The 24,075-nt window shown below is 58.7% G+C and carries 24 protein-coding genes; 14 read left to right on the forward strand and 10 right to left on the reverse strand.

Features of this window, described 5'->3' with window-relative positions; all coding sequences use genetic code 11:
• The first annotated feature begins 112 nt into the window (after positions 1–112).
• Positions 113–958, forward strand: a complete 846-nt coding sequence (locus M0639_RS17390) for a DUF2510 domain-containing protein (protein WP_042445163.1) — start codon at positions 113–115, stop codon at positions 956–958.
• Positions 959–2,213: 1,255 nt separating this feature from the next.
• Here M0639_RS17390 and M0639_RS17395 read toward each other — a convergent pair.
• The 4 genes from M0639_RS17395 to M0639_RS17410 all read right to left on the reverse strand — a co-directional run bounded on the left by M0639_RS17395 (position 2,214) and on the right by M0639_RS17410 (position 8,614).
• Positions 2,214–2,777 carry a hypothetical protein gene (locus M0639_RS17395; protein ID WP_042445165.1) on the reverse strand — a complete coding sequence of 188 codons (564 nt, stop codon included), beginning with the start codon at positions 2,775–2,777 and terminating at the stop codon, positions 2,214–2,216.
• Between the two features lie 274 nt (positions 2,778–3,051).
• Positions 3,052–3,723: a response regulator transcription factor gene (locus M0639_RS17400; protein ID WP_042445185.1), complete on the reverse strand. Its 672-nt coding sequence runs from the start codon at positions 3,721–3,723 to the stop codon at positions 3,052–3,054.
• Between the two features lie 47 nt (positions 3,724–3,770).
• Positions 3,771–5,990 carry a sensor histidine kinase gene (locus tag M0639_RS17405; RefSeq protein WP_144245802.1) on the reverse strand — a complete coding sequence of 740 codons (2,220 nt, stop codon included), beginning with the start codon at positions 5,988–5,990 and terminating at the stop codon, positions 3,771–3,773.
• A 560-nt stretch (positions 5,991–6,550) separates the two neighbouring features.
• Positions 6,551–8,614 (reverse strand): cutinase family protein, encoded by a 2,064-nt coding sequence (locus tag M0639_RS17410; RefSeq protein ID WP_197486188.1) that lies wholly within the window; start codon positions 8,612–8,614, stop codon positions 6,551–6,553.
• A gap of 418 nt (positions 8,615–9,032) precedes the next feature.
• Here M0639_RS17410 and M0639_RS17415 point away from each other — a divergent pair, with 418 nt between their 5' ends.
• The 5 genes from M0639_RS17415 to M0639_RS17435 all read left to right on the forward strand — a co-directional run bounded on the left by M0639_RS17415 (position 9,033) and on the right by M0639_RS17435 (position 12,783).
• Entirely contained in the window at positions 9,033–9,218 is a 186-nt protein-coding gene (locus M0639_RS17415) for a hypothetical protein (protein WP_042445168.1), read from the forward strand.
• A gap of 81 nt (positions 9,219–9,299) precedes the next feature.
• Positions 9,300–9,959, forward strand: coding sequence for a hypothetical protein (locus M0639_RS17420; protein ID WP_064074736.1), 660 nt, complete (start codon positions 9,300–9,302; stop codon positions 9,957–9,959).
• A 654-nt stretch (positions 9,960–10,613) separates the two neighbouring features.
• Positions 10,614–11,546, forward strand: a complete 933-nt coding sequence (locus M0639_RS17425) for a hypothetical protein (protein ID WP_156667365.1) — start codon at positions 10,614–10,616, stop codon at positions 11,544–11,546.
• A 98-nt stretch (positions 11,547–11,644) separates the two neighbouring features.
• Positions 11,645–12,142, forward strand: a complete 498-nt coding sequence (locus tag M0639_RS17430; protein WP_064074737.1) for a hypothetical protein — start codon at positions 11,645–11,647, stop codon at positions 12,140–12,142.
• Between the two features lie 353 nt (positions 12,143–12,495).
• Positions 12,496–12,783, forward strand: a complete 288-nt coding sequence (locus M0639_RS17435) for a hypothetical protein (protein WP_042445838.1) — start codon at positions 12,496–12,498, stop codon at positions 12,781–12,783.
• Between the two features lie 488 nt (positions 12,784–13,271).
• Here the strand turns inward: M0639_RS17435 and M0639_RS17440 are convergent, their stop codons facing one another.
• Entirely contained in the window at positions 13,272–13,514 is a 243-nt protein-coding gene (locus tag M0639_RS17440; RefSeq protein WP_306669944.1) for a helix-turn-helix transcriptional regulator, read from the reverse strand.
• A 33-nt stretch (positions 13,515–13,547) separates the two neighbouring features.
• On the opposite strand from M0639_RS17440, the gene M0639_RS17445 reads away from it, so the two are divergent.
• Positions 13,548–14,204 carry a helix-turn-helix transcriptional regulator gene (locus M0639_RS17445; RefSeq protein WP_144245819.1) on the forward strand — a complete coding sequence of 219 codons (657 nt, stop codon included), beginning with the start codon at positions 13,548–13,550 and terminating at the stop codon, positions 14,202–14,204.
• 602 nt (positions 14,205–14,806) lie between these two features.
• Here the strand turns inward: M0639_RS17445 and M0639_RS17450 are convergent.
• Together M0639_RS17450 and M0639_RS17455 are read right to left on the reverse strand one after the other, a co-directional pair.
• Positions 14,807–15,427 carry a YdeI/OmpD-associated family protein gene (locus tag M0639_RS17450; RefSeq protein WP_042445829.1) on the reverse strand — a complete coding sequence of 207 codons (621 nt, stop codon included), beginning with the start codon at positions 15,425–15,427 and terminating at the stop codon, positions 14,807–14,809.
• Between the two features lie 121 nt (positions 15,428–15,548).
• Positions 15,549–16,514 carry a helix-turn-helix transcriptional regulator gene (locus tag M0639_RS17455; RefSeq protein ID WP_007735427.1) on the reverse strand — a complete coding sequence of 322 codons (966 nt, stop codon included), beginning with the start codon at positions 16,512–16,514 and terminating at the stop codon, positions 15,549–15,551.
• A gap of 110 nt (positions 16,515–16,624) precedes the next feature.
• On the opposite strand from M0639_RS17455, the gene M0639_RS17460 reads away from it, so the two are divergent.
• Positions 16,625–17,566, forward strand: coding sequence for an alpha/beta fold hydrolase (locus tag M0639_RS17460; RefSeq protein WP_064074768.1), 942 nt, complete (start codon positions 16,625–16,627; stop codon positions 17,564–17,566).
• A gap of 680 nt (positions 17,567–18,246) precedes the next feature.
• Here M0639_RS17460 and M0639_RS17465 read toward each other — a convergent pair.
• Together M0639_RS17465 and M0639_RS17470 are read right to left on the reverse strand one after the other, a co-directional pair.
• Complete coding sequence (locus tag M0639_RS17465) at positions 18,247–18,705, reverse strand: DUF5994 family protein (RefSeq protein ID WP_054800789.1); 459 nt, start codon at positions 18,703–18,705, stop codon at positions 18,247–18,249.
• Between the two features lie 96 nt (positions 18,706–18,801).
• Positions 18,802–19,197 carry a PPOX class F420-dependent oxidoreductase gene (locus M0639_RS17470; protein WP_042445944.1) on the reverse strand — a complete coding sequence of 132 codons (396 nt, stop codon included), beginning with the start codon at positions 19,195–19,197 and terminating at the stop codon, positions 18,802–18,804.
• 187 nt (positions 19,198–19,384) lie between these two features.
• Between M0639_RS17470 and M0639_RS17475 the strand changes: the two genes are divergently transcribed.
• From M0639_RS17475 to M0639_RS17495, 5 genes are all read left to right on the forward strand, one after another.
• On the forward strand, positions 19,385–20,572 hold the full coding sequence (locus M0639_RS17475; protein WP_003941590.1) for an inorganic phosphate transporter: 1,188 nt from the start codon (positions 19,385–19,387) through the stop codon (positions 20,570–20,572).
• 14 nt (positions 20,573–20,586) lie between these two features.
• The gene (locus tag M0639_RS17480; protein ID WP_003941641.1) at positions 20,587–20,868 is read left to right on the forward strand and encodes a hypothetical protein; all 282 of its coding nucleotides are present in this window, start codon (positions 20,587–20,589) and stop codon (positions 20,866–20,868) included.
• Between the two features lie 34 nt (positions 20,869–20,902).
• Positions 20,903–21,229 (forward strand): DUF3349 domain-containing protein, encoded by a 327-nt coding sequence (locus tag M0639_RS17485; RefSeq protein WP_231915134.1) that lies wholly within the window; start codon positions 20,903–20,905, stop codon positions 21,227–21,229.
• Between the two features lie 11 nt (positions 21,230–21,240).
• Positions 21,241–21,579 carry a DUF3349 domain-containing protein gene (locus tag M0639_RS17490; protein ID WP_003941618.1) on the forward strand — a complete coding sequence of 113 codons (339 nt, stop codon included), beginning with the start codon at positions 21,241–21,243 and terminating at the stop codon, positions 21,577–21,579.
• A 151-nt stretch (positions 21,580–21,730) separates the two neighbouring features.
• Positions 21,731–22,774 carry an alpha/beta hydrolase gene (locus M0639_RS17495; RefSeq protein WP_197486190.1) on the forward strand — a complete coding sequence of 348 codons (1,044 nt, stop codon included), beginning with the start codon at positions 21,731–21,733 and terminating at the stop codon, positions 22,772–22,774.
• A 70-nt stretch (positions 22,775–22,844) separates the two neighbouring features.
• On the opposite strand, the gene M0639_RS17500 is transcribed toward M0639_RS17495, so the two are convergent.
• Positions 22,845–23,237, reverse strand: coding sequence for a VOC family protein (locus tag M0639_RS17500; RefSeq protein WP_064074738.1), 393 nt, complete (start codon positions 23,235–23,237; stop codon positions 22,845–22,847).
• A gap of 56 nt (positions 23,238–23,293) precedes the next feature.
• Between M0639_RS17500 and M0639_RS17505 the strand changes: the two genes are divergently transcribed.
• Positions 23,294–24,073, forward strand: coding sequence for a helix-turn-helix domain-containing protein (locus M0639_RS17505; RefSeq protein ID WP_231915135.1), 780 nt, complete (start codon positions 23,294–23,296; stop codon positions 24,071–24,073).
• Positions 24,074–24,075: the final 2 nt, after the last annotated feature.

Raw genomic sequence — 24,075 nt, forward strand, 5'->3', positions numbered from 1 at the left:
CCGATAACAGAAACGCACCAGAGCCATTCGCGGCGCACAGCAGTCCATAACGGGTTTGCGATTGGTGCTAGATTCTGGCAATGCCTTCGCCCTCAGGACTGAGGATTACCACGTGACTCCACCCGGTGCAGGACCGATGCCGCAACCACCCGGTTGGTACCCCGACCCGAACTCGCCGTCTCTCCGCTGGTGGGATGGCATCCAGTGGAGCGATCGGTGGGCACCTGCCTCGAATCGCCCAACTGGCGCCACGACCTCACAGGCGACACAGTTTGCATCTCCGAGTCCAGCCAATTCCGGTCACTGGCAAGCCGCTTCTTACAGCTCTGCACAGGCGAACAGCCACAGTACGTCGAAGACCGCTACAGCACCGAAAAAGAAGCAGTTCACCGTCCTTTGGGTTGCCGGACTGATCTTTGTGGTCGGACTCTTCGGCTCAATTTTGGCGAACAATTCAAGCCACAACTCAACTAACGAAGCAACCAAGACCGTCGAAGGGCCCACAGACCCACAAAGTCTCGCGTCAGCTCTTCCCACAGTCGGCGATACGTCCTTCGGCGACCTGAACAGCTACAAAACCCTGGACGAATCCGATTTCAAGAAGATAATGCATCCGTCCGGGAACCTCGTAGAGTATCCATACCCTTATGTGGGTTCCCGTGTTGTTCTCTATGGCAAGGTCGACGGACTTCCATCAGGATACGAAACCGCCACCGGTGGCACCTACTTCGACGCCACCGTCAGCTGGCATGACCTCGGTCCAATAGTCAGCTGGAGTCTGAACTCCGTCGACGTACCCATCATCGGCTTGAGATCAGATCTCGGCGACGTCGAACCGGGCAGTAACCTTGCGATCTATGTGGAGGTCCGCCGCCCATTCCTCACCGGAGCGAAGGTATTCGACTCTGCGCTGCGCGATCCATTCCTCGTTGCACACGCAGTGCGCGTGATTCGGTAAACCGACGTGTCCGCGGTCGTCGCCATAGGAAATCGGTAGACAGCCGTCATACACGGCGCGCCCACTTCTGGTGCGCGCCGGAGTCAATAAATTGCGGCGAATTTCCAACGATCGAGAAGCGTGCATGCGCGGAACACAAAATCGACCGATTCAGTATTCTTTGGCTAAAAATCACCAAATTCCTGGACATACTCATCGAGGCCGCGTGCGAGCGCAAGTAGCTAAATTGAGGTGGCTTCGACCCGAAATCGCTCACTAGCCAATTTTGATAGTGCAGACATTGTTCCCTCCGGTGACGGCACGAGACTTATTACCTCCATTACTCGCGCACGAGTCAGGAAGCACGTCGGTAAGTATCAAATTTGTACTCTGCCACCCCTCCTCAAATCCACCAGGATTATTTGGAGTACGGTCACCCCTGTACAGAACATCGAATGTGAAGTCCCCAATTGTCGGAGTTACTTCGATCAGAGAGCTGACTGTGGGATTCATCATCGGCGTATCGCCGCAAGCCTGACCCGAGTTATGCACCGCTCCCGCGGTTCGAATTCCGACGTCCAGACCGGGTGGCCAACTGAAGCCATTTGTGGTGATCGGCGTAAAGGTTCCAACCACACGTGAAGCGAGGATCGGTCTTGTATCACTGAGTGATGAAACGCCGCATGAACTCGATACATCTGCCGCGCTTACAATTTGCTTGGGTTCGTGCCATTCCAAAACCAACCGTCCCTCGTAGCCCTCCGAAGTCTCGAGATCGAGATCAACTTTGGCGATGACCTGAGTAGTGGTTGCCGGCGCGATAGTCGTCTGCTCGATTGGGGCAGCTACTTCAGCCGACGTTGCCACCGTGCTTTGCGGGGAGAACTTGCTCTGAGTGGGAGATGTCGTCGGGCTCGCCTGACTGCATGCAGCGACAGTCACTGTGGCAAGAGCGAGTAAACCTAGGGACAGTCCAGATCGAAATTAGAACTTGTGCATCCAGCACCTTCCAATTCACGTGCGAAGCAACGCCTTTTCACACGGGTTGCGACGCTAAGATGAAATCTACGTTCAGGGCATCGTCTGGTCAGATGGTGCCCTGAACCGAAATCGTCACATCCGCCGGTTCTCGTGCCCCAATCGACCGAGCAGCGGGTCCAATATCGCTCACCGCCGCACAGAAACCGTCGAGGAATGCCGAAACAATCTTCCGCGAGCACGGTGGTCACCATCCCTAGCGAGAATGCTGGGGAATTAGATTTCCGGTTTCACACCACTACTCGATCAATTGCGGGCAAATATATCTCGCCTGCAGTAGAGCAACTTCAGATCCAGCATCACCCTGATCGATCTGTTCGTTTATCCGGCTGAGCCGAGTAGCATGAAACTCTCCGTCCATCGAATCCTCATTCGACCATACGGTGCAGGTCGTAAGTGCATCCATGAATATCGCTCCGCTAGTTGAGCGCATTTTAGTGTAAATCTCAGGATCCTCGTACACTCGTGGAATTACGCCACACACTTCCCTCGCATACAGCGCAAGCCCATTGACAGGTACATCCCCCCAAGGATGTCCTTCTTCTTCACCATCGACACTGTCACGCAGCGAATTGGTGACGCTATTCATCGCACCGCCCGGATACATTTCGTCCAAGCTTGACGCAATCAGACGCACCAAGTCCGGGCGGTTCAGGTCCCCTATGTTGGCGTCGATGCAGTCAGAATCTTGTGCAATAGGGAGCGACTCAACTGGTTTCGTCGCTTCGCTCTCAAACTCCACCTCTGTGCCATTTGAGGTAGTTTCTTCCGCAGAAGTACAACCTACGATTACTGACAGCATGCTCGCCGATCCGAGAATGAGAGATATTGCACGATGTTTACTCCGGTCGCCCACAATTTCATCCTTTCAAGCCCAGCAAACGATTGATAATCGTAACGGCGAGATTCTCCGGATGTCTATCATCTGTTTGAATGACCAGCTGCCTTGAGTCGTACGCAAGATATCCCGGCCGCGCACCTATGTTGCTTGTTCCGGTACCCCTGGCGAGCGTTGTGGACGTGTCCGACGTTCCCGGTATTCACCACGCCCACGGGTTCGATCCACAATGTTCCAGTCACAGGTCATCGATACTGATGATCCCGTCCTGGAGGGCCCTCGCGACAAGAGCGGCTTTCGTGGATGCAGGCCTTCCGACAGCGGCGTACTTTGCGCGGACGCGCCCCAGATGGGTGCTGACCGTGGATGGGGTGATGTAGAGGGCTCTAGCGGCGAAGATCTTCGATTCGGTTCGAAACCACTGGATCAGGACTTCGCGTTCCCGATCAGTCAACTCCGGCCTCGAACACCGGGTATCCGCGGACATCGCCCCGGCCATGCTCGGCGATACATAAGGCCTATCGGTTACCGCCGCTTCGATAGCGGGAACTATATGTTGGCGCCCTTCGGATTTCGTCAGGTATGTTACCGCGCCATTGTCGAGGCAGTCCAGGATCGTTGCGGCGTCGCTTCGCATGGAATAGATGACAACCCGGTGCCCGGCGTCAGCGAGAGTGCGCACCATATCCAAAGCGATCAGCGGCGAACCGTCTCCAAATTGGAGGTCCAGCACCACCGCATCGACTCGAGAGGCCGTGCCGGCAGTCAAGAACTCTGTCGGGCGCAGGTATCGTCCGGCGACCGTGATCGGTGGCATGGCAGCACCACACCACGACGCGAGACCTTCGTGCACCACTTCATGGTCGTCGATCAACGCCACAGTAATGTCTGTCAGACCAGGTAGAGCCATTCGAGCAATCCTCTCCTTGTATGCCGCGAGGGCTTTGATGGGTGAGTTCACAACAATGCATCTGAAAGAGGCGCCGTATCTGCGGGTGAGGGAGTAGCGGTGGATTCCACCCAAATCTGTCCGTCGTCGTATTCGACTCGTAGCTCGACACCCGCAATGTCGACAGACTCGATTTCAGCAACATGCGAGGGCTCGGAATCGGCGACAACACTGACTTGAAGGCGCGGCGCCTCGGTCACCACAATCCGAACGTGGACCCGTGCAAGTACGACAACCTGTGCGGGCACCGCGAGAAGGCCCGCCCGAACATCTGGGTCGATGGGGGGCAAATCTTGCGGTATCTCCACCGCCACCGATACCCCGTTCTTCTCCCCCAACTCGGTTAGAACCTGAATCTCCTGAGCCAGCGGATGAAGCTGCAGTTGCCCGTCTGCCTGCAAGAACAACCTCCGCATTCGGGCGGATTCAACCGCCGCGCGGATGCGCACCCCCTCGGACGCCGCGGTGACGGAACCGTCTGCAAGAGCTCTCAATAGCGGAACCGTGGTCCCCTCGAGGGCTGCATAGCGACTCTGATAGTCAGCCTGCACACGGTCCTCGATCTCCTGCCCAGCGATCAGCGCAGACTGGGCTCCGGACTCCTGGGCAGCCAACCGCGCAGTGCGGCGCAGGTCCGAGGCGAAGAACCCGGCGATCAATTGCACCGCCAATTCACTTGCAAGGCTGTACCCGAACAGTTCGAATGTTCCCGCGTTCATCTCGTCGCCGATCACCGCCGCTGCGGCGGTGACCACCCGCAAGAAAACCAGAGCAGCCACGATCGTTCGCACCGGCGAGGCGAGGATCAGCGGCAACAACACCCAACCCGTCATGCCGAACGCCCAATGTTCCCCGGTGCCGAACGCGTCGTCGGTGGTAAACGGTTGAACGAAGGTCACCACCGACACCGCACCGAACCCCACCACCTTCACCCAACGCGGCACCGCAATTCCGACCACATTGATTGCGCCCAGCGCGATGACCGCAGCGAGAACACTGATCAACACCAACTGCGTGGGCTCTATGAAGATTCGCGGTCCGTACAACCGCACGGGGATCAGTGTCGTCAAGATCGTGGCAACCCCGACTAATCCCAACCCATACCCGCGACTCATCCGGAACGCTCGACGGGCAGGATCCGACAACTCCCACACCCGTGGATCGTCACCAGGACGACAGCCGACCTCATCGCCGTCCTCCTGGGTGTCCCAACCCAAGATCACTCTCGTCCCGATCCCTGGATCCGATTCCACCCGCCCCCAACCTCCGACCCGACTCATCCGTCCTGCGATCGACTGCGTAATCCCCCTGCCGTGCCCTGTCGCTGCCTCCGGATCGCACTCGTTGGGATCCACTACAGCGAATCCAATACCGGCATCGGCGATCTCAACTCCCGCACTGTCAAGCGCGACCGCTGCCGTCCGAGTGCCCGCGTGCCGCTCGACGTTGGTTAGTGCTTCCCTCACGGCGCCGGAGACCGCATGTGCGAGAACCTTGGTAATCAGTACGCGCTCCGCTCCCATCACAACGACCTCGATGCCCGACTCTGCCGCGATGTCGTCAAGGATCCCGCGAAGATCAATTTGGTCACCGGAATCCAGGACAGGCGCTAACCGAAGCGCCTGTAGATCACGACGAGCTTGGCGCTGCACTCGTTCATCCGTCAATGCGACGCCTTGCCCGATCATCAACATCGTCGCTGCGGCTGTGTCGTGCACAGTGGCCCAATGTTCGCGCTGATGCGCGCGTCGTGCCTGTGCGATTGCAACATTGCGTTCGGTCACTGCGAGTTGCTCACCCGCCACGTCTGCAGCCCGCGAAGCACGTTCGACCAACTGCCGCAGGAAAATGCCGATACCGCATTGCACGAAGAAGAAGTACGGCCAAAACACCGTCCAGGGTGAGTGGATCTCCGGAATGCGAGACAACCCAATGCCGAACGCTACCGAGACGCCTACCGCAGCCAACACCGCCTGCCAATGCCGTTGAGAGAAAGCGAAACTCAAAACTGCGCTCCCGGATACCGCCAGCGGCAACGAGTTGGACGTCACGACGTCGATACCTTCGGTCGTCGATGGAATCGTCAGCGCGACTACCAGAATGAGCGCGTAGTCTGCCCACACTTGAACCGGCGAGGCCATCGAGCGAGTGATCAGACGAAATGAACCCCACACGATCAGCGCCACCGCGACCGTCACTCCCACGGTCGTGCGGGGCGGATAACTCAAATACACCAATCCACACAGGACATTAACGCTGTGCCGAAGTATGACTCCGAACCACGCTGCCTGAAACCGTGATCGTGCAGCGGATGAATCCCAGGTACCACCGCCCACACCACGCCCCCGTATCTGCGCCTCGCGTTGTGAGAAAGCTGCGAATCCCACTAAGTGAATATCCCTCCACGCCTGGTAACGGATATGTCGGACTCCGACGCCTTAACGCCGACACCGCCATTCATCGTTGGCGCACCGAACCCCGAATGAGTACGCCGCCAGCTGTATTCACACGCATGGATTCTATGATAGCGAGCGGCTCACCAAACGGGGTCCTACCACGATGAATCAACCAAGGTTCATCATCGTCAACTTAGGTAACGACCCTCAACCCGTTGCCCCATCATGATTGGTAGTCGAGCCATGAAGTTGGATCAGTCTCAGAATCAGAACAATCTTTGCACCGTTGACCTAGTCTTCAACTCCCCTCACGAATTTCTATGACATACAGTCACTTACAGAACGCGGCCAGGGTTATAGCGTGCTTCGGACTGCGTTCGCACGAGAACCGATCAGGAACCAAAATTCCATTCGAGTGAGCCAGTGCCCAGGGATCCTGATCCGCCAGGTCCGCTGCTATCGGCATACACGTCATTCAACACCGACCGTGGAAGCACCGTCACAGAAAAGGTTGAGAATGCCTCTCGGTTCTGATCGTCTCGCACTCGTAGGGTCACAGAATGCGTTCCGACGGAGACAGTTTCTATGGTTGCGATGCCATCCACGCAAACAATCGCAAACTCGTTCTGTCCGTCGAGATCGAAACGCGCATCGATCGAGCCTATCGTCGAGCTTCCTGAACACGACAGCATCACCGGCAGTCCTTCGACCGCGCTGCCGAGCACAGATCCGGATGCCACAGGCTGATTGTCGATTTCATCGATGGCGTTGACAATCTCGTCACCAACCGAGCCGGCGTTCGCGATCTCGACCGATGAGCCGCCGGTCGCCCGTGCGATAGGGCCCATGAAATTCGTCAGTTCCGAGCTCGCACTGATCGAGTACAGCGAGGCGGCCCCCGGCCCCTTCTCCGCAGCGAACGATTGGGTCCGCTGAATCACGGCCCGGTCTGACTCAACCGTCTCGGTGTCCGCTGTGGGAACCTGATCGCGTGACTCAGGCGCGGCGGTTCTAGCCGCTAGCGACGGTGAAATCGGTTCAGGGAGCAGCGCGACTCCATTCAACATTTTCGTAACCATGTCGCCGGTCAGGCCTGTGACCGGCTCCGGATCATGGGGCGGTGCATCCCCGATCAAGATTACGGACCGCTTGCCGCCGACCTGCCATGGCGAACGTAGTGCCTCCACAATTCCCGAGTAAACGGCCTCTGGGGTGTCTCCCCCTCCGTTGGCGCTGAGAGAGTTCAATCCCGTATTGAAGTCGGCGAAGTTAGACGTCAATGGCACAACAGTCCGAGCCACAAAAGCGTCTCCGTGGTCGCGATATTCCACAAGAGACACCCGTGAGCGACCATCCGCGGTGACGATTCGATTCGCAATCGCCCCGGCTTGTGCCCTCACATTGTTGATGTACGGCTGCATCGATCCTGTTGTGTCAATGGCAAAGACTGTGTCTTTTGCGGCTGATGTGGGCGCGTGTCCGCTATAGGACTCCCGCGCTACGCGAACTGAGGTAGCCAGCGCTTTGGCCATAAAGTCCACTTCATCGGTTTCAGACGCACCCATACCGGTACCCGGGACTAGCTTGACACCGGGTTTGAAATAGTTAGCATGCGCTGATTCGTCCTTGTCAAGGATGGAATCGCAGACCGGGTCTTTCTCGTGACAGATCGATACGCGTCTGACCCCAGCCAGCCCGTAGTAGTCATCGACAGACTCTTCCAACACCCTCCGGTAAATGCCCTGACCATCGGAACCAGAGCCAAAGACCCCGTCGGCGTCAGGCTTCTGATACGGATCACCAACCAGGTGGGAGGCTGCTAGAACCCCGAGACCGCTGAAGTGCTTCGCGATAGTTCTAGCAACGATCGCTCCCTGCGAATACCCGAGCAAGATCACTTTGGGTGCAGCGCACGAGCTTGGTTGCCGATCCTTGAACGACGCGTAGACCGCCCTGGCTGCGACTGCACCCTGCTCTGCAGATTCGAGTACAGCGAAGGCACCATCGACAGTCTGAACTACTGGCACCGCTGGGTACCCGATACCGACATCGAGGATAGGAGTGTCCTGCATATCTTGGGTGTCGTACGCCTTCCTAAGAAGGAGCTTGAGCGTCGGCCCTTCCCAGCCTCCGGTCCGCTGGGTGCCGTACGACTGCGCGCCGATCGTACTTTCACCGCTCCCCCGCATCGCCAAAGCAACCACCGGGGTGCACCCATCGTCCGCCGCCGCCGTGGGACTCGCCACCACCACGACCGAACACGCCACACCGACCGCACCTAGCCACACACCAATTCGGCGATACACACCCAAAGTCATCAGCTCCCCAGTTCTCTCCACGTCCCATTTCGGACAATCGCAGATTATGGCGGCGACCGGCAGGTGTATGTCCTTCATTCGAAGGACACAGGTCGTTCTGCCAAAAACTTCCAAAAGAGACCATTCCAATCTCGACAACGGAATGATTGTGGAAACCGTCCGGCCGCGCAGCCGAGCGCCTCCTCTCGCACGGCCATATGAAGGTGCCCATGAATCACCGCTCATTCACTCCGGGGCCTAGGTAAGAACGAACGGTGTCGTAGATCTGCGGTACAACTATCCCGGTGACCGATCAACCAACATGGCACGACTTCTCTCGTGTGTACGCAATCTTCAAAGGCACGAGGGCCTGGCACTTCGACCTCGCAGACTTCTACAGACGTCGTTACGATGTCTACTGCCAGATTTTGAGCGTTGATCCTACTGACACATCTAACTTCGATCGTGGTCAGCAAGCTGTACACAGGCTGGTATTTGAGCGGGTAGCAGCGAAGTACATCAGCCGCATATCTCCGTTCGCCTTGGCGTCCTTGCTGCTCCGAATTCGGTCACCTCATTGGTCAACTCATACAGCGCAAGCATCAACCAGCTCGTCACGCTGGAGAAGCAGATCTACCTCGATGTCATGGCCGACGCCGCGACATGTCTCTGGGGACCATGCACTCACGCCGTAACAGACGCAGATCTTGCTCGCTTCGGCGTCGATCCGGCGAACGAACCGGATGAGCATCTTTACTGGTAGCGGATTACGGGCCTCCGTACTCGACCACTCAAAAGGACGAGACTCGCCAGAGCTACCCCATTCGACAAATGAAGGAACCTGATGACGAACAAGTCGTGGTCAATCGCTGCAGTGATTATTGGATCTACAGGTCTTGTCATTTCTATCGCCGCACTGTTGCGAAACTTCACATTCGGACTTCAACTCGGGGACCTCGGAACGTGGATCGGCGGGCTCGGCACCACAATGGTCGCAATCCTGACTCTGTGGACTGTCCGGGAATCGATCCGCGCAAGGACCGGTGCTGACAGACTCCGAGCCGAGTCCGATCGCGAGGCTGGGGTAAGAGCACTGCGGAAGGCAGCACGTGCACGTGTGACCGTGCTGCCAGGAAACACAACCGGAACTCCCGCCTGGACCGTAACTCTGCAAAACAACACCGGCGGAACTCTTTACGACGTCGAATGGACCGACTTTACCGCCGTCCAAGCTCCGACAGCGATGAACTCTGCCCAAACCGTCTCCACCACAATCACAGACTTCCCTTTCGGCGCCGATGAGTACCCCAGTTCTCCTGTCGTGCTTGACACCGAAGCGCGCACCGCCTACTTCTTCACCGACGAGACGACGTTGGGGAGCTACCTACCGAGACCAGAGATCGAGTTCACAGATGAGGACGGGTACAGGTTTCGGTACGTGGAGGCAGTGCTGCCCGGGATATATGTTGGTGCTAAAGGTAAATGGGTCTCAGTCGAAGGCTGAACAGTGAAATCGCCGCGCAACCATCTCATTCCACGGACATAGATTGGAAACGACGCACTGACGCAGACCTGAATTCGGATGCCAATAACCCGCTGCTCGGTGCGAAGTAGATCAAAGCATGATCGTGCACCCCAATCCGACTGTTCGTCAAACGCATTCGGGTCAACTGTCCAAACTTGGTCGTCGAGCAAGAAAAGTCTCCGTGCCACTGAGAAAATGCCGTGAGTCTGGACTGAGGTTGCATTCGCGTTTGACCACCATCAGGTACACACACAGATGCAACGAGCACCCTAAATACCCTCGAAACACCCCGTAGTACAAGCCCACCAACCTGGGGCAACGCCATTAAGTCACATTCCCAGGCTGAATACGCGGGTTCGATTCCCGTCATCGACTCTCTTGAACGCTCTGGCCAGCGCGTCGCGCAGCCTGGACCGCACTGGCCTGGCTGGAGTTCCACTTATTTGACACCGAGCTCGGGCGGAGCCACCGACGCGCTTGAGTCACTGCCTCCACAGACCTTCCGGTATGGGATGGGAGACTGCTGCAAGCTGATCACACTGTGGAAACCAGAGGACCGAGATGGCGCAGTACGGGTACCGATTGTTCAAAACCGAGAGAATGAATGGACGAGGCAACACGCCAGTAGCGTTCATGGACGGAAAGTGGGGCGATTTCGTCGAGCACCTCACGCGCTCGTATGAGCGCCAGATTGGTCGTAAGTGGCACGAGAACCCACGTGACGCATTCGACTCCAACGGCAACGCGGTTCCGTTGGATCCCAACAGCCGCATCGTTCGCTTGGACTGGATGCACCGCTCGGGGATGTCAGTGTTCTTCGCGGTGTCATCTGGGAAGAACGACGGTTTCCGAGATGCCATGACGGCCGCAGATGGTGCTGCTGACGTCTCCATCGAGCATCTTGCCCCACGTCGTCAGTACCGCGGCGTCTTCACGCTGCCACCAAATCAGGCTGAGGGAATCGTGGCATTAGAGACGATTTCGAGGACCTGCCTCAATACAGTCCTGACGCGGTGGAGTAACGAGTGGTCAGAACAGCTTGCGAAAGCTGATGGAAAAAGCGGCAAAGAGTCGCATCACTGCCGAGTGCGATTCAATCAGATCACCGACAGCGCTCAGATCACATCCCTGCTCAATGAAGGCGATCCGCAAGAAATTGTACTGACCGAGCATGTTGCACAGGGCAATGGTCTGCCGAACCTTGTCCAATACCGCCTGACTGCCCCAGTACGCGAAAAGCACACAGTGATGGGAACAATTAAGCGGTGGGTGACGCAGAAGGGCATCAGCGTTCAAGACGGGATCCAAGAGGCACGTGCACTTGTGGGACCAGAAGTTGCTGAAGTGGACTTCGATGAGTGCTATGTGTCTGTCCGGCACGAGGGACAACTTCGACATGTCAGTCCTGACGCCTACAGTGAGCTCTTCACCTACGACATCAGGAGCAAGCAGCGAGAGACGAATGACTTCTATCGCGAGGTCAACAACAAGATGGCCGCTCTAGGTTTCGCCCGGACGATGGACCTAGACTTGAACGACTGGCCGACCGACTTGCCAAGCCTCTAGCCGCAGGTGATGCACGCCCGATCGCTCCGAAGGGGGTATTCCGCATGACGGCTCGGATGAATCCAATTCCGGTACTCCGCGCACACTCGCGAACACTGATGAACGGCGAGCACGCAGACTGGGCCGCCCGCTTGGTGATGTGGGGCGGTCCGGTCGCGGTCGGCGTGCTCTCGTTTCTATCATCGTGGCGGTTCAGCACGCCGGCGGTCTTGTTGTCAGGCGTGGCGCTTCTGATGGGTGGCTTGCTCAGCACAGCTGGCGTGCTCTCGACACTTCGACTGAAGTTAACCGACCGCGACGAGGACCATCGGGCGGCTGATGAAGCAAAGCGAAATCTCGACGAGGCAGTCCCGCACGTGCTAGCCGCTTGCCTCGCCTGCCTAGCGTCGGCAGCGGCAATCATCATCGCCATGAACTACCCAGTTTGCCCTAACGCGCCCGGGCTTAACAAAGGGTTCAGCACCGTGATCGCTGTTCTTCTGACATATATCGGCGTTTTGTTCCTCGCGACCATTATCCGGTTGTACGCAGCCTACGTACAGGTCAATAATGTACCGACTAAACTCAACGGTTTCGTCCGACGCGGTTCACTCTAACTTTCTCGGAGCCCGAGTCGGCCGTCAGTCCACACTCATCGGCACTGAGTTGGCGTTGTCACCGCCTAGGGAACCGATCTGAATTGCCGTAACCGGCCCTAACTTCGATGCCCGGCTCCCTCCCTTTACCTTGAGCAACGGGCCGCCTCGAGCGGAAAATCCCGCAAACGTGACTCTCCAGACCTACATCGATCGTGAGTCTATTCGAGACAGATCCGTACACAACAACTCATCCAAGAGAGTTGACTTTTCGTCGTGGCGACAAGTGAAGTCTCTCTGCATTGTCAGGCCGCCCCTGGACCGGGCCTTTGCACTCCTGATCCGGGTATTTCAGTAGCGGAAACGACACCGGTATGCCGGGCCGCCCGCGCCTCGTCCAGGATCGTGTCGCGGGATGGCTCGTCGTTCGATCAATCGACTTCTGGCGTGATTGCTTCACCCTGTTTGTCGGGCTCAATCCTCGTCAACACCAGGCTCATTCGATACCTACCATCCCGCATGAGATCCTCTATTCGCAGCGGTCCCCCGAACTGGACAAGGTAGGGCGCAACCTGGGAATTGCCTTCGAGGTCAAGGAGTTCGATCCCTCGCCCGACTGGTTTGATGAATACCGTGCCGGAGTACTCAAGAGCCTCACATGACCAGAGAGCCAGCTCGGATTCGGTAGCGCAAAAAGTTTCGTCAGTCATTGTCAACCCCGTTGTCGATCTTCATTCGGCCGGCCACCTTACTAGCCTCCATTCTGGAATCTCCCTGTGATGCGCTGGCATTGGACATGCAGCCCGAGGTTCGAGATTCCAGGTGGACTAAAGCCCTCACCAGAGTGGCCTCACAATGACAGTCGCGCAGTAAGTATCCGTACCCGATCAACCTAAACGGTTATTGCGCAACGGAATTAGATTCACACAGCGGTGAAATCAACCCCTCGCGGAGAACCCATGGAAAATGACTCCCAGAAACAACCCCATACGGAGACATGCGAATGAACTCAGGTCCGCCGGACCGGCCGGGCGACGGTTCCGCTAGGCCAACCACGCCGGCAAAAGCGTGCGAATTGTAGGCTCCGAAGCGGGTTCACCCAGCCAATCGAACGCCCGAGCACAGCCGCGTGATCCAGGAATTGACCGCATCAAATCTGCCGCCGCGTGCCGGCCGCCTCCTGCGCATCGAGCCAAGCCATGAGCGTCGACAGCTTGTAGACGACTCGCTTCCTGCCGAGCTTGAAAGATTCCGGCCCATCACCCACATGTCGCCAGTAGCGCAAAGTGCCTGTTGGAAGACCCGTTCGTGCACTCACCTGCTCGGTAGTCAGATACTGCTCGGCATCAGCGACCAACATCTGGCCGACGGGAACCAATGTTTGAGAGCCCACTACCCAATCTCCTAATTTCGCAGTTTTGCCATTTTGGAACTACAACCTATTTGTACACCGCTGGACTGGACCTCGTCAACCCAAAACAGTAATGTTGCCAAAATGGAAGCCTTAGATAGTGCGGAATCACGGTTCGGGAACCGGGTTCGCTTCGAGCGCGAGCAGCGCGGATGGTCCCAATCCGAACTCGCGCAACGCGTTTCAGACGGAGGAATTTCGATGCACCCCTCGACTATCACCAAGATCGAGGCCAGGGATGCGGAGAAACCACGCTCCATTCGACTGGATGAGGCGTATGCATTAGCGCAAGTTTTCGGCACGTCACTCGAGACGATGCTTGGCGCTGAGCGCGCCTACGATGCAGCGGAGGTTGTCGCGGCTGTGCAATCCGAATGCCGTTTTTTCAGCAACGAACTCACCCGCATGATGGCGAACATGATGACAACACTCCGAGAGTTCGATCTGGAAGCACCCAAAGACCCGAGCAAATGCTCGCGTATCGAACTTGAGGAACTTTTGCTCCACCTCATTTTCATCGTCGACTTGACCGCCCAGGTCACCGATGCGAAAGAGACACTCAGGGTGATGAGTCGGACCACTGCGATATCCGACCGGGAACTATCTGAGCGTGTACAGAACAACCTCGAGTGGGCAATGGAGAAGTTGGCCCGTGACTCCGCCGAAACGTAACCGTCGAAACGCGGTGAGACCGTCGATCGGGCGACCACTTAAGATCTCAGAGCTGCCAGTCCGGGAGATCGAACGACCACGACACTGGTTAGCTTTTCAAACTGGGGCGTTAGTGAAGGAACGGCGTAGAGCCATGCTTGCGTGAGCAATCGATACGAGACCGTCGGCGAAATAGCTCGAAATGACCGTCGCCGCACTCGCGCCCTGCTCGCTCCATGGGCGCGTTTACGCACTCGGGACATCGTGCCGACAGGCCAACTCGCCGACTCGCCGACCCGCCGTTTGTGACGAAATGAAATTCGGAGCCTTTCCGTCCGCAGAGCGTCCGCAGTACGTCCAATCCTGTGCAACTTCATTGGCTCAACCCAACGGTTTGTGACCAGTTCAAACGGCCACTGCCAATGTGGCCCACTCCAGCAAACGCCCAGAACGTAGTCCGAGCTCTACTACGACGTGTGATCCGCATCCTGACGTAAGTCAGACCTGCGAGTACCGAGTCCACCCGTCCCGCTTCTGCGGGGCGGGTGGACTTGTTTCGTCCGAGGGAAACCCCTCGGACAGATGATGACCGGCCTTCATACCGGACGCGGTCGAATCGCGGATCAGCCGCGGGCACGTTGACCGATGGCCGCATTGTTGACGATATGGGCGATTCGACCTGCCCGTGTTGCGTCTCGAGCGGCACTGACGATCCACCACAGCATCTGTTTGCGGGCGCTGGGCGGAAAACTGTCCCAGTTGCTTCGCGCTTGCGTGTCCAGGTCCAGCGCCGCCTGCAAGTCAGATGGTTCCTCGAGGTCTTCGACTTGATCGAGAATCGTCCACCAACCAGTGGATTTCGCGGCAGCAATGGCACCACGACCAGCAGCGGTCATGAGGCCACGCGCCTCCATATCAGCTGCGCGTTCGCGGTTGAGTCGGGTCCAGGAACTCTTGCGTCTCCGCGGTGTGAACAGTTGCAAATTGCGCTCTTCGTCGAAGACGGTGTTGGTGGAATCGATCCACCCAAAGCAGATCGCTTCCTCAACGGCCTGAGGGTAGGGGCAGCGTGGTCGGCTGGTGGTGGTGCGCCAGGAGCACAACCACACTCCGCGGCCTGACGTGTGATTGTCCGTCAACCAAGTTCGCCACTGTTCGCGAGTCTCGGCGTGGATGATCGGGTAGTCGAACTTCCACGTCTGAGGGTGGACGGAAGCCGGCGGCGATGATTTCGAATCGGTCACTTACTCTCCAGCCTAGAGGGAATCGGATACGTGTCTCGATAGACGAGGGGCCTGCGCAGGGAACACGTCCCCGCGGCAACTTGGACGTGAATGGTCTTGTCGCGCAATCCTCTTCTGACTGTCATGGTGGCGAGACCCTGAGGTGAAGGGCGAGCCGACTGACGGTGTCGGCAAGCTCGGTTGGTTCGATGACGACCACTGGGGCGGTGAGCGCAATGCGCGCAACCGTCATGGCGAGCCTGCCGAGATCTTCGCTGCGGATCTCGACAAGGCAGCGGTCCGCTGCCACCTCGATCGGTGTGTGGTCAATCCATCTGAGTACGCCCTCGAGGTCGGCGAACGTGGCTTCGATGGCGAGTTTTGCATCGTGGTGACGGGGTGGCGAGCCAACTGATCTCGCGACGAAGCCTGCCGCGTCACCGCCCGGGATCTCGCGTGGCGTGAAATGACTGCCTGCCAGCCAGGGCTCCGAGAGCCGGTCCAGTCGAAATGTTCGCCAATCCGAACGATGGTGGTCCCATGCTACGAGATACCAACGACGCCCCGCCGTGACAAGGCGGTGCGACTCGACGAGTCGTCTGCTGCTCTCGCCATCACCTCGCCGATAGTCGAAACGAACGTGCTCGTGGTCGCGACATGCCGCAGCGAGCACACTGAGTGCTTCGGGATCGACGATGTCGTCATTTGCCCGCCGCATGGAACTGACGCTCGAATGCAGTGCCGACACACGTCGGCGTAGTCGATGGGGCAGGAGTGTTTCGATCTTCGTCAGCGCGCGCAGCGCCGTTTCTTCGATGCCTCCGATGGCGGCCTCGGCGGCGTAGCGCAGTCCGACGGCTACCGCCACGGACTCGTCATCGTCGAGGATCAGGGGCGGCACGTGCGCCCCCGTTGCAAGTCGGTAGCCCCCGTATTTTCCGGACGTGGAATCGACCGGATAGCCGAGGTCGCGTAGGCGATCGATGTCGCGGCGCACCGTCCGCTGCGTGACATCGAGTCGTGCGGCAAGTTCGGCACAGTGCCAGAAGCGATGAGTCTGAAGGAGCGAGAGCAGTTGCAGTGCTCGGCCTGTGGGATCGTTCCGCATTTCTTCAGATTGCCAGCGATCTAGGACTTTATGTGTCCACGATGCTCCCTATCGTCGGAGCAACCGGTCGATCCAGACACGAGATCGGTACTCGACTCAAAGGAGCATCCGTGAATCCATCCGACTTCCCCAGGCCCGTCCTCATCCCAGTGAACGGCGTGGAACTCGAAGTCTTCGAAGCAGGGCGACACAATGCCGGGAAACCCATCGTGTTGTGTCACGGATGGCCAGAGCACGCCTATTCCTGGCGATACCAGGTGCCCGCCCTTGTCGAGGCGGGCTACCACGTCATCGTCCCGAACCAACGCGGCTACGGCAATTCGTCACGTCCGACCGAAGTGACGGACTATGACATCGAACATTTGGCGGGTGATCTCATCGCACTTCTCGATCACTACGGCTACGACGATGCCACCTTTGTCGGTCACGATTGGGGTGCCTTTGTCGTGTGGGGCCTTACCCTGTTGCACCCGGACCGGGTAAACAAAGTGATCAACCTGAGCCTGCCCTACCAGGATCGCGGAGAGCAGCCGTGGATTGAGTTCATGGAAGCCGTGCTTGGCGGTGATTTCTACTTCGTCCATTTCAATCGACAGCCGGGCGTCGCGGACGCGGTGTTCGAAGACAACACCTTCCGGTTCCTCCTCAACCTGTACCGGAAGAACGAACCCCTCAGGGAACCTCAGCCGGGTATGGCGCTGATCGATCTCGCCAAAGCAGAGACACCACTCGGTGAGCCCCTGATGAGCGATAGAGAATTGGCCGTTTTCGTCTCCGCCTTCGAATCGACAGGATTCACGGGCAGTGTGAACTGGTACAGGAACCTTGACCGCAACTGGCATCTGCTGGCGGAGGTGGACCCGATCATCCAACAGCCCACACTCATGATCTACGGCGACCGTGACGCGATCGCGAGAGCTGAGAACCTGACAGAGTTCGTGCCCAATGTGGAAGTAGTCAATCTCGATTGCGGTCACTGGATCCAACAAGAAAGACCCGAAGAGACCAACCAAGCGATCTTGAACTGGCTGAAACGGCAGGATGCCACATAGTTTCAAGGCTAGGTGCGGTCTCAGTGAAAATGTCAGTCTCATTCAAGTCCAGTAGGGGGCTTGATCCGGACCAACCTTCTTCGAGATTTGGCGAGAGCGTCGGTAAACAAACCATGCACTCAACCCGACGATGGGCACAAGCCAAATCCCGACAGAGAAGGCGACAGCGCGCCACACACCGACTCGCCCGGACACAGAAACCACATCGGCCGTTCCGACAAGACACAGGGAAAGCCAAATCAAGGCGAGAATGAATCCGCCGCCGTACAGAAGAAAGAATGCTTCGAATCCGTCCATGCAGTCCATTCCACTGTCGGCGCAGTCCTGAAGCCCAGCCGCACCGAGTAGGGAAATGTTCACGGTGGCGATGCTACGGGCCAGGGCGTCCCGAACTGCCGAACAAGCGGGCGGATTCGGCGATGCGAACGCCGCTCAGCCCGAACAGAGTAGAAGCCCCACCCCCGTGGGGAGGGCGGGGCTTCCTCTGGTCCGGCGCTCACGCACAGTGGGAGGGTGGTAGACATGCCGGACCGACGACACGGCAGGGAGTCAAGCTGCCGCGCCCAAGCGCTGACCTGAGGGAATGCGCCTGAGATCGTGGTTACGAGAACCATCAAACCAGACAAACTGGACGCATGTTCAGGAATCGCGAGATTCGACCCCCGCACGTCAGAAAGATCTCACTGCACCCGATAGGTTTCGCTGCGGACAGGATCCACCAACCGCCGCATGACCTCGTACGCGCGGTCCGGATCCGTGTACGGCGGAATCATCATCAAAACGAGTTGACGACCATAGATATCGTCGAGATACATCAAATCGTGGGGCTGGCCAGGGTACGGACCCCGCACTTCCAGTCCGTCGACCTCGTCGATACGACGCTGCGCGCTGCTGATCGTGTTCCAGTCGAACGCAACCCGCGCGATCGGCCCCAACCTCAGCGAAAGTGCGGATATCAGATCGTGAAGCTCCGCCGTGACGTTCGTGGTCCACGGGAACCACGCGCCGTCAACCGATGCCTTGACGGCGCCTTGCCCACGAAGCAGGAATCGCGGAGTCCGCGTCGGCGACGGGAAAGGTTGCCCGACATGGCGCTGCGGCGCTTCCCTTGCGTAGTCGAGAGTGCTGATGTGCGCCATGACGAGACTCCTTGACGGAGGATTCGTGGAACCGTCAGGCAGAGGCGCCCGGTCGTGGGTTCCATACCTTCAGACTACTCCGCTACGCAATCCCGACTACGCATCGACGGAAATGATCACGCCGGTGTCGCCGTACGGGAACGGACCATTACCGATGTGACCGAGGGTGTTGAAGAATTTCGAAATAGGCACCATCACACCGTATTTCGCTTTGACTTTGCTGCGGATCTCGTCGAATTCAGCTCCACCGCTCACCAACTGAGCGGTCCCGGTGACCGGCGACGCACCGTCGGCAACCTTTCCACGGTTGTTGCACGGCACCACGGTGACGCGTGGGTTGTTCCGCAGACGCTTGGCCTTACCCGACTTCGAGGAAGTCCAGAAGCCGATACGTCCGTCAGGCAGAGGCACGACCCACGTCGGCGTGGCTACGCCGTCACCACTCTTACGAAATGTGGTGACCGAAATCGTCTTCTCTTCGCCCAGGGACATGAGACGAGCGTATGCCTCCACGAACTCCACGACCATGCACACGAATGAATTTTCTCTGCCTCAGGCGTTTCAAAACGGACAATTATCCGGACGAAGGTGAACAACAGGTGCCGAGTGATGGAAATGTCGCGGAACGACCACGTCTCAGGTCGATTTGAGGCCCGGAGGTGTTGGAACATGACTTCTCGTGAATGCGGAACTCATCGTTCTCCTCGTCGTCGTCGTAACCGCTCTGGGGTTCGACTTCACCAACGGTTTTCATGACACTGGCAACGCTATGGCCACGTCGATTGCAACCGGCGCCCTCAAGCCCAAGGTGGCAGTCGCTCTGTCTGCTTCCTTGAACCTGGTCGGAGCTTTCCTCTCGGTAGAGGTTGCTGCCACCGTGGCCAAGGGTGTGGTGAACCTCGGAAATGTGGGTGGCCAAGCGCTGCTCACCATCGTCTTCGCCGGCCTTGTCGGCGGCATCATCTGGAACCTGGCAACGTGGTTGCTCGGCATCCCCTCGAGTTCCTCACACGCGCTGTTCGGCGGACTGATCGGCGCCGCCATCGCGTCCCTCGGAATGAGCGGTGTCGCCTGGAGCGGCGTCCTCAGCAAGGTTGTCATCCCCGCAGTTCTCGCGCCCGTCGTGGCCGGCTTGGTTGCCGCGGCCGGCACCTGGCTCATCTACCGCATCACCTCCAACGTCGGAGAAGAAACCAAGGACAAAGGTTTCCGACTCGGCCAGATCGGTTCGGCTTCACTCGTTTCCCTCGCCCACGGCACCAACGACGCACAGAAGACCATGGGCGTCATCTTCCTCGCCCTGGTAGCCCACGGAACCATCTCCGCCGACGCGGACATGCCGTTCTGGGTCAAGCTCACCTGCGCGCTCGCGATCGCTGCCGGAACCTACCTCGGCGGTTGGCGAGTTATCCGGACACTCGGCAAGGGACTTGTCGAGATTGCCGCACCACAAGGCATGGCAGCCGAAGCATCCTCTGCTGCAATCATTCTCACTTCCAGCCACCTCGGCCTTCCGCTCTCCACCACCCATGTGGCGACGGGTTCCATCATGGGAACCGGTCTGGGACGCAAGGGCGCCGAAGTTCGTTGGGGTGTAGCCGGACGTATGGCGGTCGCCTGGTTGATCACTCTTCCGTCCGCTGCAATCGTCGGCGCTCTGTGCTGGGGACTGGCCAACATCGTCGGCGGCCTGCCCGGTGTCCTGGTCGTCTTCGCCGTGCTCATCGCGTTGGCCGGCTGGATGTACCTGCGCTCCCGCAAGGAGCCCATCGATCCGAGCAACGTCAACGCCGAGTGGGACGGCGGCCTGGTACCCGCAGAGGTCCCCGGTCCGGACGCCCGCGTCACCACCGACGTCAAAGCCTGAAAGAGGGAATCGACATGGATATCTTGAAAAACACCGTCGACTCGCTCTGGCAGGTCGTACTGGTCGGCCTCCTGCTGGGCGCCGGACTACCGGCGATCTTCGCAATCGGCCTGAAGTCGCTCGACGCCGGACAACGTGGCAGTGGCGGCGGGAGCACTGCCGTCGCGGCTCGCAGTCCGTTGGCCGTGGCAGGCGCAGTGGTGTGCTTCGCGGTCGTGCTCATCGCGATCGTCACCGGAATCCTCTTCATCATGCAGGGCTTCCTCAGCCACACATTCGGCATCGAGATCTTCTGATCCCGTGCGCCCTCACGAGCGGAAAGACATCACCGTGACTGCACCGACTCCATCCCTTCCTCAATCCATTCTTGACTGGCTTCGCGCCGGCTACCCCGAAGGCATACCGCCCAAGGACCGCATTCCGCTGGTCGCATTGCTACGACGCAAACTCTCGGACGCGCAAATTCGAGACATTGCCATCGGCGCTGCACTCGCAGAACTGAGCGACGTCAACAGTAACCAGGTGATCTCGAGCGACGAGATCAGCGCTCAGATCGCCGATCTGACGAGCCAGACTCCCTCGGACGAGGACATCGCGCGCGTTGCCTCCGTCCTTGCTGCCGCCGGGTGGCCCCTCGCTGATCTCGACAACCACTGAAGCTCGATTCGTTGAGTCTTCCACCACTTCTGGCTTCGATACTCGGCTGGCTGCGTGCCGGGTATCCGAACGGTGTGCCGGAGCAGGACTACGTCCCTTTGATGGCCCTGCTCCGGAGACAACTGTCCGACGACGAGATCGCCGTTCTTGCTGACGATCTCGTCGCCGGCTTTCCGCTTCCGGTCGATCCGATCGACTTTCCCGGTTCGGTCGATCCGATCGACATCGGCGTCCTCATCACCAAGGTCACCGACGATATTCCGCACGAATCGGACGTCGCTCGGGTGCGTGAACACTTGATTCGTGGAGGTTGGCAAATCGAGGCGCAACCTCCGGTCGACGACGCCTGACGGCATTACGGTAAATCAGACCAGTTTGATAACGAACCGGTAACGGTGCCGTCGAGGTCAATACAGACCACTTAGTGTCATAAGGAATTCCGCGCCTCGGGGGGCTCGGTCGGATTTCGGTGTGCAAGCACCTTTGGGGCGGGAGTGATACATGCACGAGGCTCAAACAGATTTGGCGAAGAACCCAGATATTTCGAACCCGGATATTTCGAGAAACCGCATTTCGAACCGAATCAAGCGTCGGATCCTGGGCCTCGCCGCGACAGCACTCGCTCTCCCCCTGACCGCAGGCCTGATCAGCGGATCGGTAGCGACCGCAGCGCCCGCGCGTACCGCCCCGGCCGGTGGCTACGAGGAAGTGTTCGTAGACTCGTCGATGGGACCGATCAAGGTTCAGATCCAGTGGGCTTCGCGCGGCGGCAACGCGGCACTCTATCTTCTCGATGGCCTACGAGCACGCGACGACCGAAACGCATGGAGTTTCGAGACCAACGCTCTCGAGCAGTATCGTGGCGACAACGTCACGCTGGTCATGCCGGTCGGCGGGCAGTCCAGCTTTTACTCGGACTGGTATGCGAACAGCAATTTGAATCGCCAGCCGGTCACGTACAAATGGGAAACCTTCCTCACCCAGGAACTTCCCGCCTATCTGGAATCGCGCGGCGTCTCCCGAACCAACAACGGCGTGCTCGGACTGTCCATGGGTGGCAGCGCGGCACTGACGCTAGCCGCCTACCACCGCGATCAGTTCAAGTTCGCCGGTTCGCTCTCGGGATACCTCAACATCTCAGCTCCAGGCATGCGTGAGGCGATCCGGGTGGCCATGGTCAGCGCCGGGTCCTTCAATGTCGATGCAATGTGGGGACCGCCGTGGAACCCCGCTTGGCTCCGCAACGATCCCTTCGTGTTTGCACCCGAACTGGCTGGGCTCTCGCTGTACATATCCGCTGCGAGCGGCCTACCCGGGCAGTTCGATCAACCGCGTCGTCCCGTCGACTTCGTAAACACCGGTAGTGCAATCGGCCTCGAAGCACTGGCCTTGATGAACTCACGCGCATTCCAGTTGCGCATGAACTCGCTGGGAATTCCGGCAACGTACAGCTTCCCGGCCAACGGCACGCATTCGTGGCCGTACTGGGGTGCGGAATTGTGGAAGGCCCGAGGCCAGATCCTCGACACCCTCGACGCTTGGTGAACTGACAACTGGATCAACGACAATCGCAGGCCCCGACCGATATTCGTTCGGGGCCTGCGCCGTTCGAAAATCAGAGCGTGGCAAAGAGATCCACGGTGTTGCCGTCCGGATCGAGAAGAACGGCGTAACGCTGGCCCCACACGGCGTCGAAGGGCGCCTTGTGCCCGGGGAACTCTACTGTTATGCGCTGATACGCCTCGTCGACTGCGGCGGGAGTCCCGAAATCGAAGGCCAAGGCGACGGGGTGTCGACCTTCCCCGACGGCGAAGTCAGGATCGAAGCTCGCGATGGTGGACAGCGCGTCCCAGGCCAGCCGAAGCCCACCGTCGAAAGTGAACTCCACATGCGGAGCGTCAGCGGGTGTTTCCGGAATGCCGAGCCCGAGGGTTCGGTAGAACGCGAGGGAACGAGCGAGATCGTTGGTGACGATTCCGACGAGATCGAGTCTCGGAGAGACGGACACGGTATTTCTCCTGTTTCAGGTCGAGAAGTGATCGGCGAGTGTGTGACGATGATCTGATGACCGGCGCTGACACCCTCGCTCTCGACGGTAGTCGGACGGTAGCGTCGAGTCTTGAACAAAACGGCCACACCTATATCGAGACTCAGATCACCGATTCGGCCGGCGTCTTCAGTTGCACGTGGAAAAGCACCAGCGAAGCCCATACGCCCACGGAAGCAAAGCGGATTCTTCCCGATCTCTGCGCCGACTTCATCGTCGACAGCACCGGAAAGTCGTGGCTCGTCGGACCTGCCACCGGTGCCGATCTGGTTTCGGTCGCCGCCGGTACAACCATGTGGGGCATCCGGATCAATCCACCGGCTCTGCGGAGCCTGCTCGGCACAGCTGCCGACGCGGTGCAGGATTCGAAGATCGCCTTCGACGACATCCTCACTTCCAGACAAGCGCGGGTACTTGCCGACGCCCTGAGCCACGAGGCAGTCGACGCTCACCTACTGGGCCAGTTGTGGCGCGGACTGGAACCCGACCACGGAATCGAGCGTGGTTACTCCGCGCTCATCTCCTCCCCTTCCACGCCGATACGAGAGATTGCTGCAGACCTCGGTGTTTCCGAACGTCATTTCAGACGATCGATCACGTCAGCGGTCGGGCTGTCCCCCAAACTGATTCAGAAGGTGCAACGAATGCAGGACGTGTTGACTCTCAGCCGCGGCGCAAAACTCACGCTGTCGTCGCTGGCCGGTCGCGCCGGCTACGCCGACCAAGCCCACCTCGCACGCGATACGCGTGCACTGGCAGGTCTGACACCGACTCAGCTACTGCGTGAGCACCGGTAACG

It is taken from the genome of Rhodococcus qingshengii JCM 15477, assembly GCF_023221595.1.
Lineage (GTDB): Bacteria > Actinomycetota > Actinomycetes > Mycobacteriales > Mycobacteriaceae > Rhodococcus_F > Rhodococcus_F qingshengii.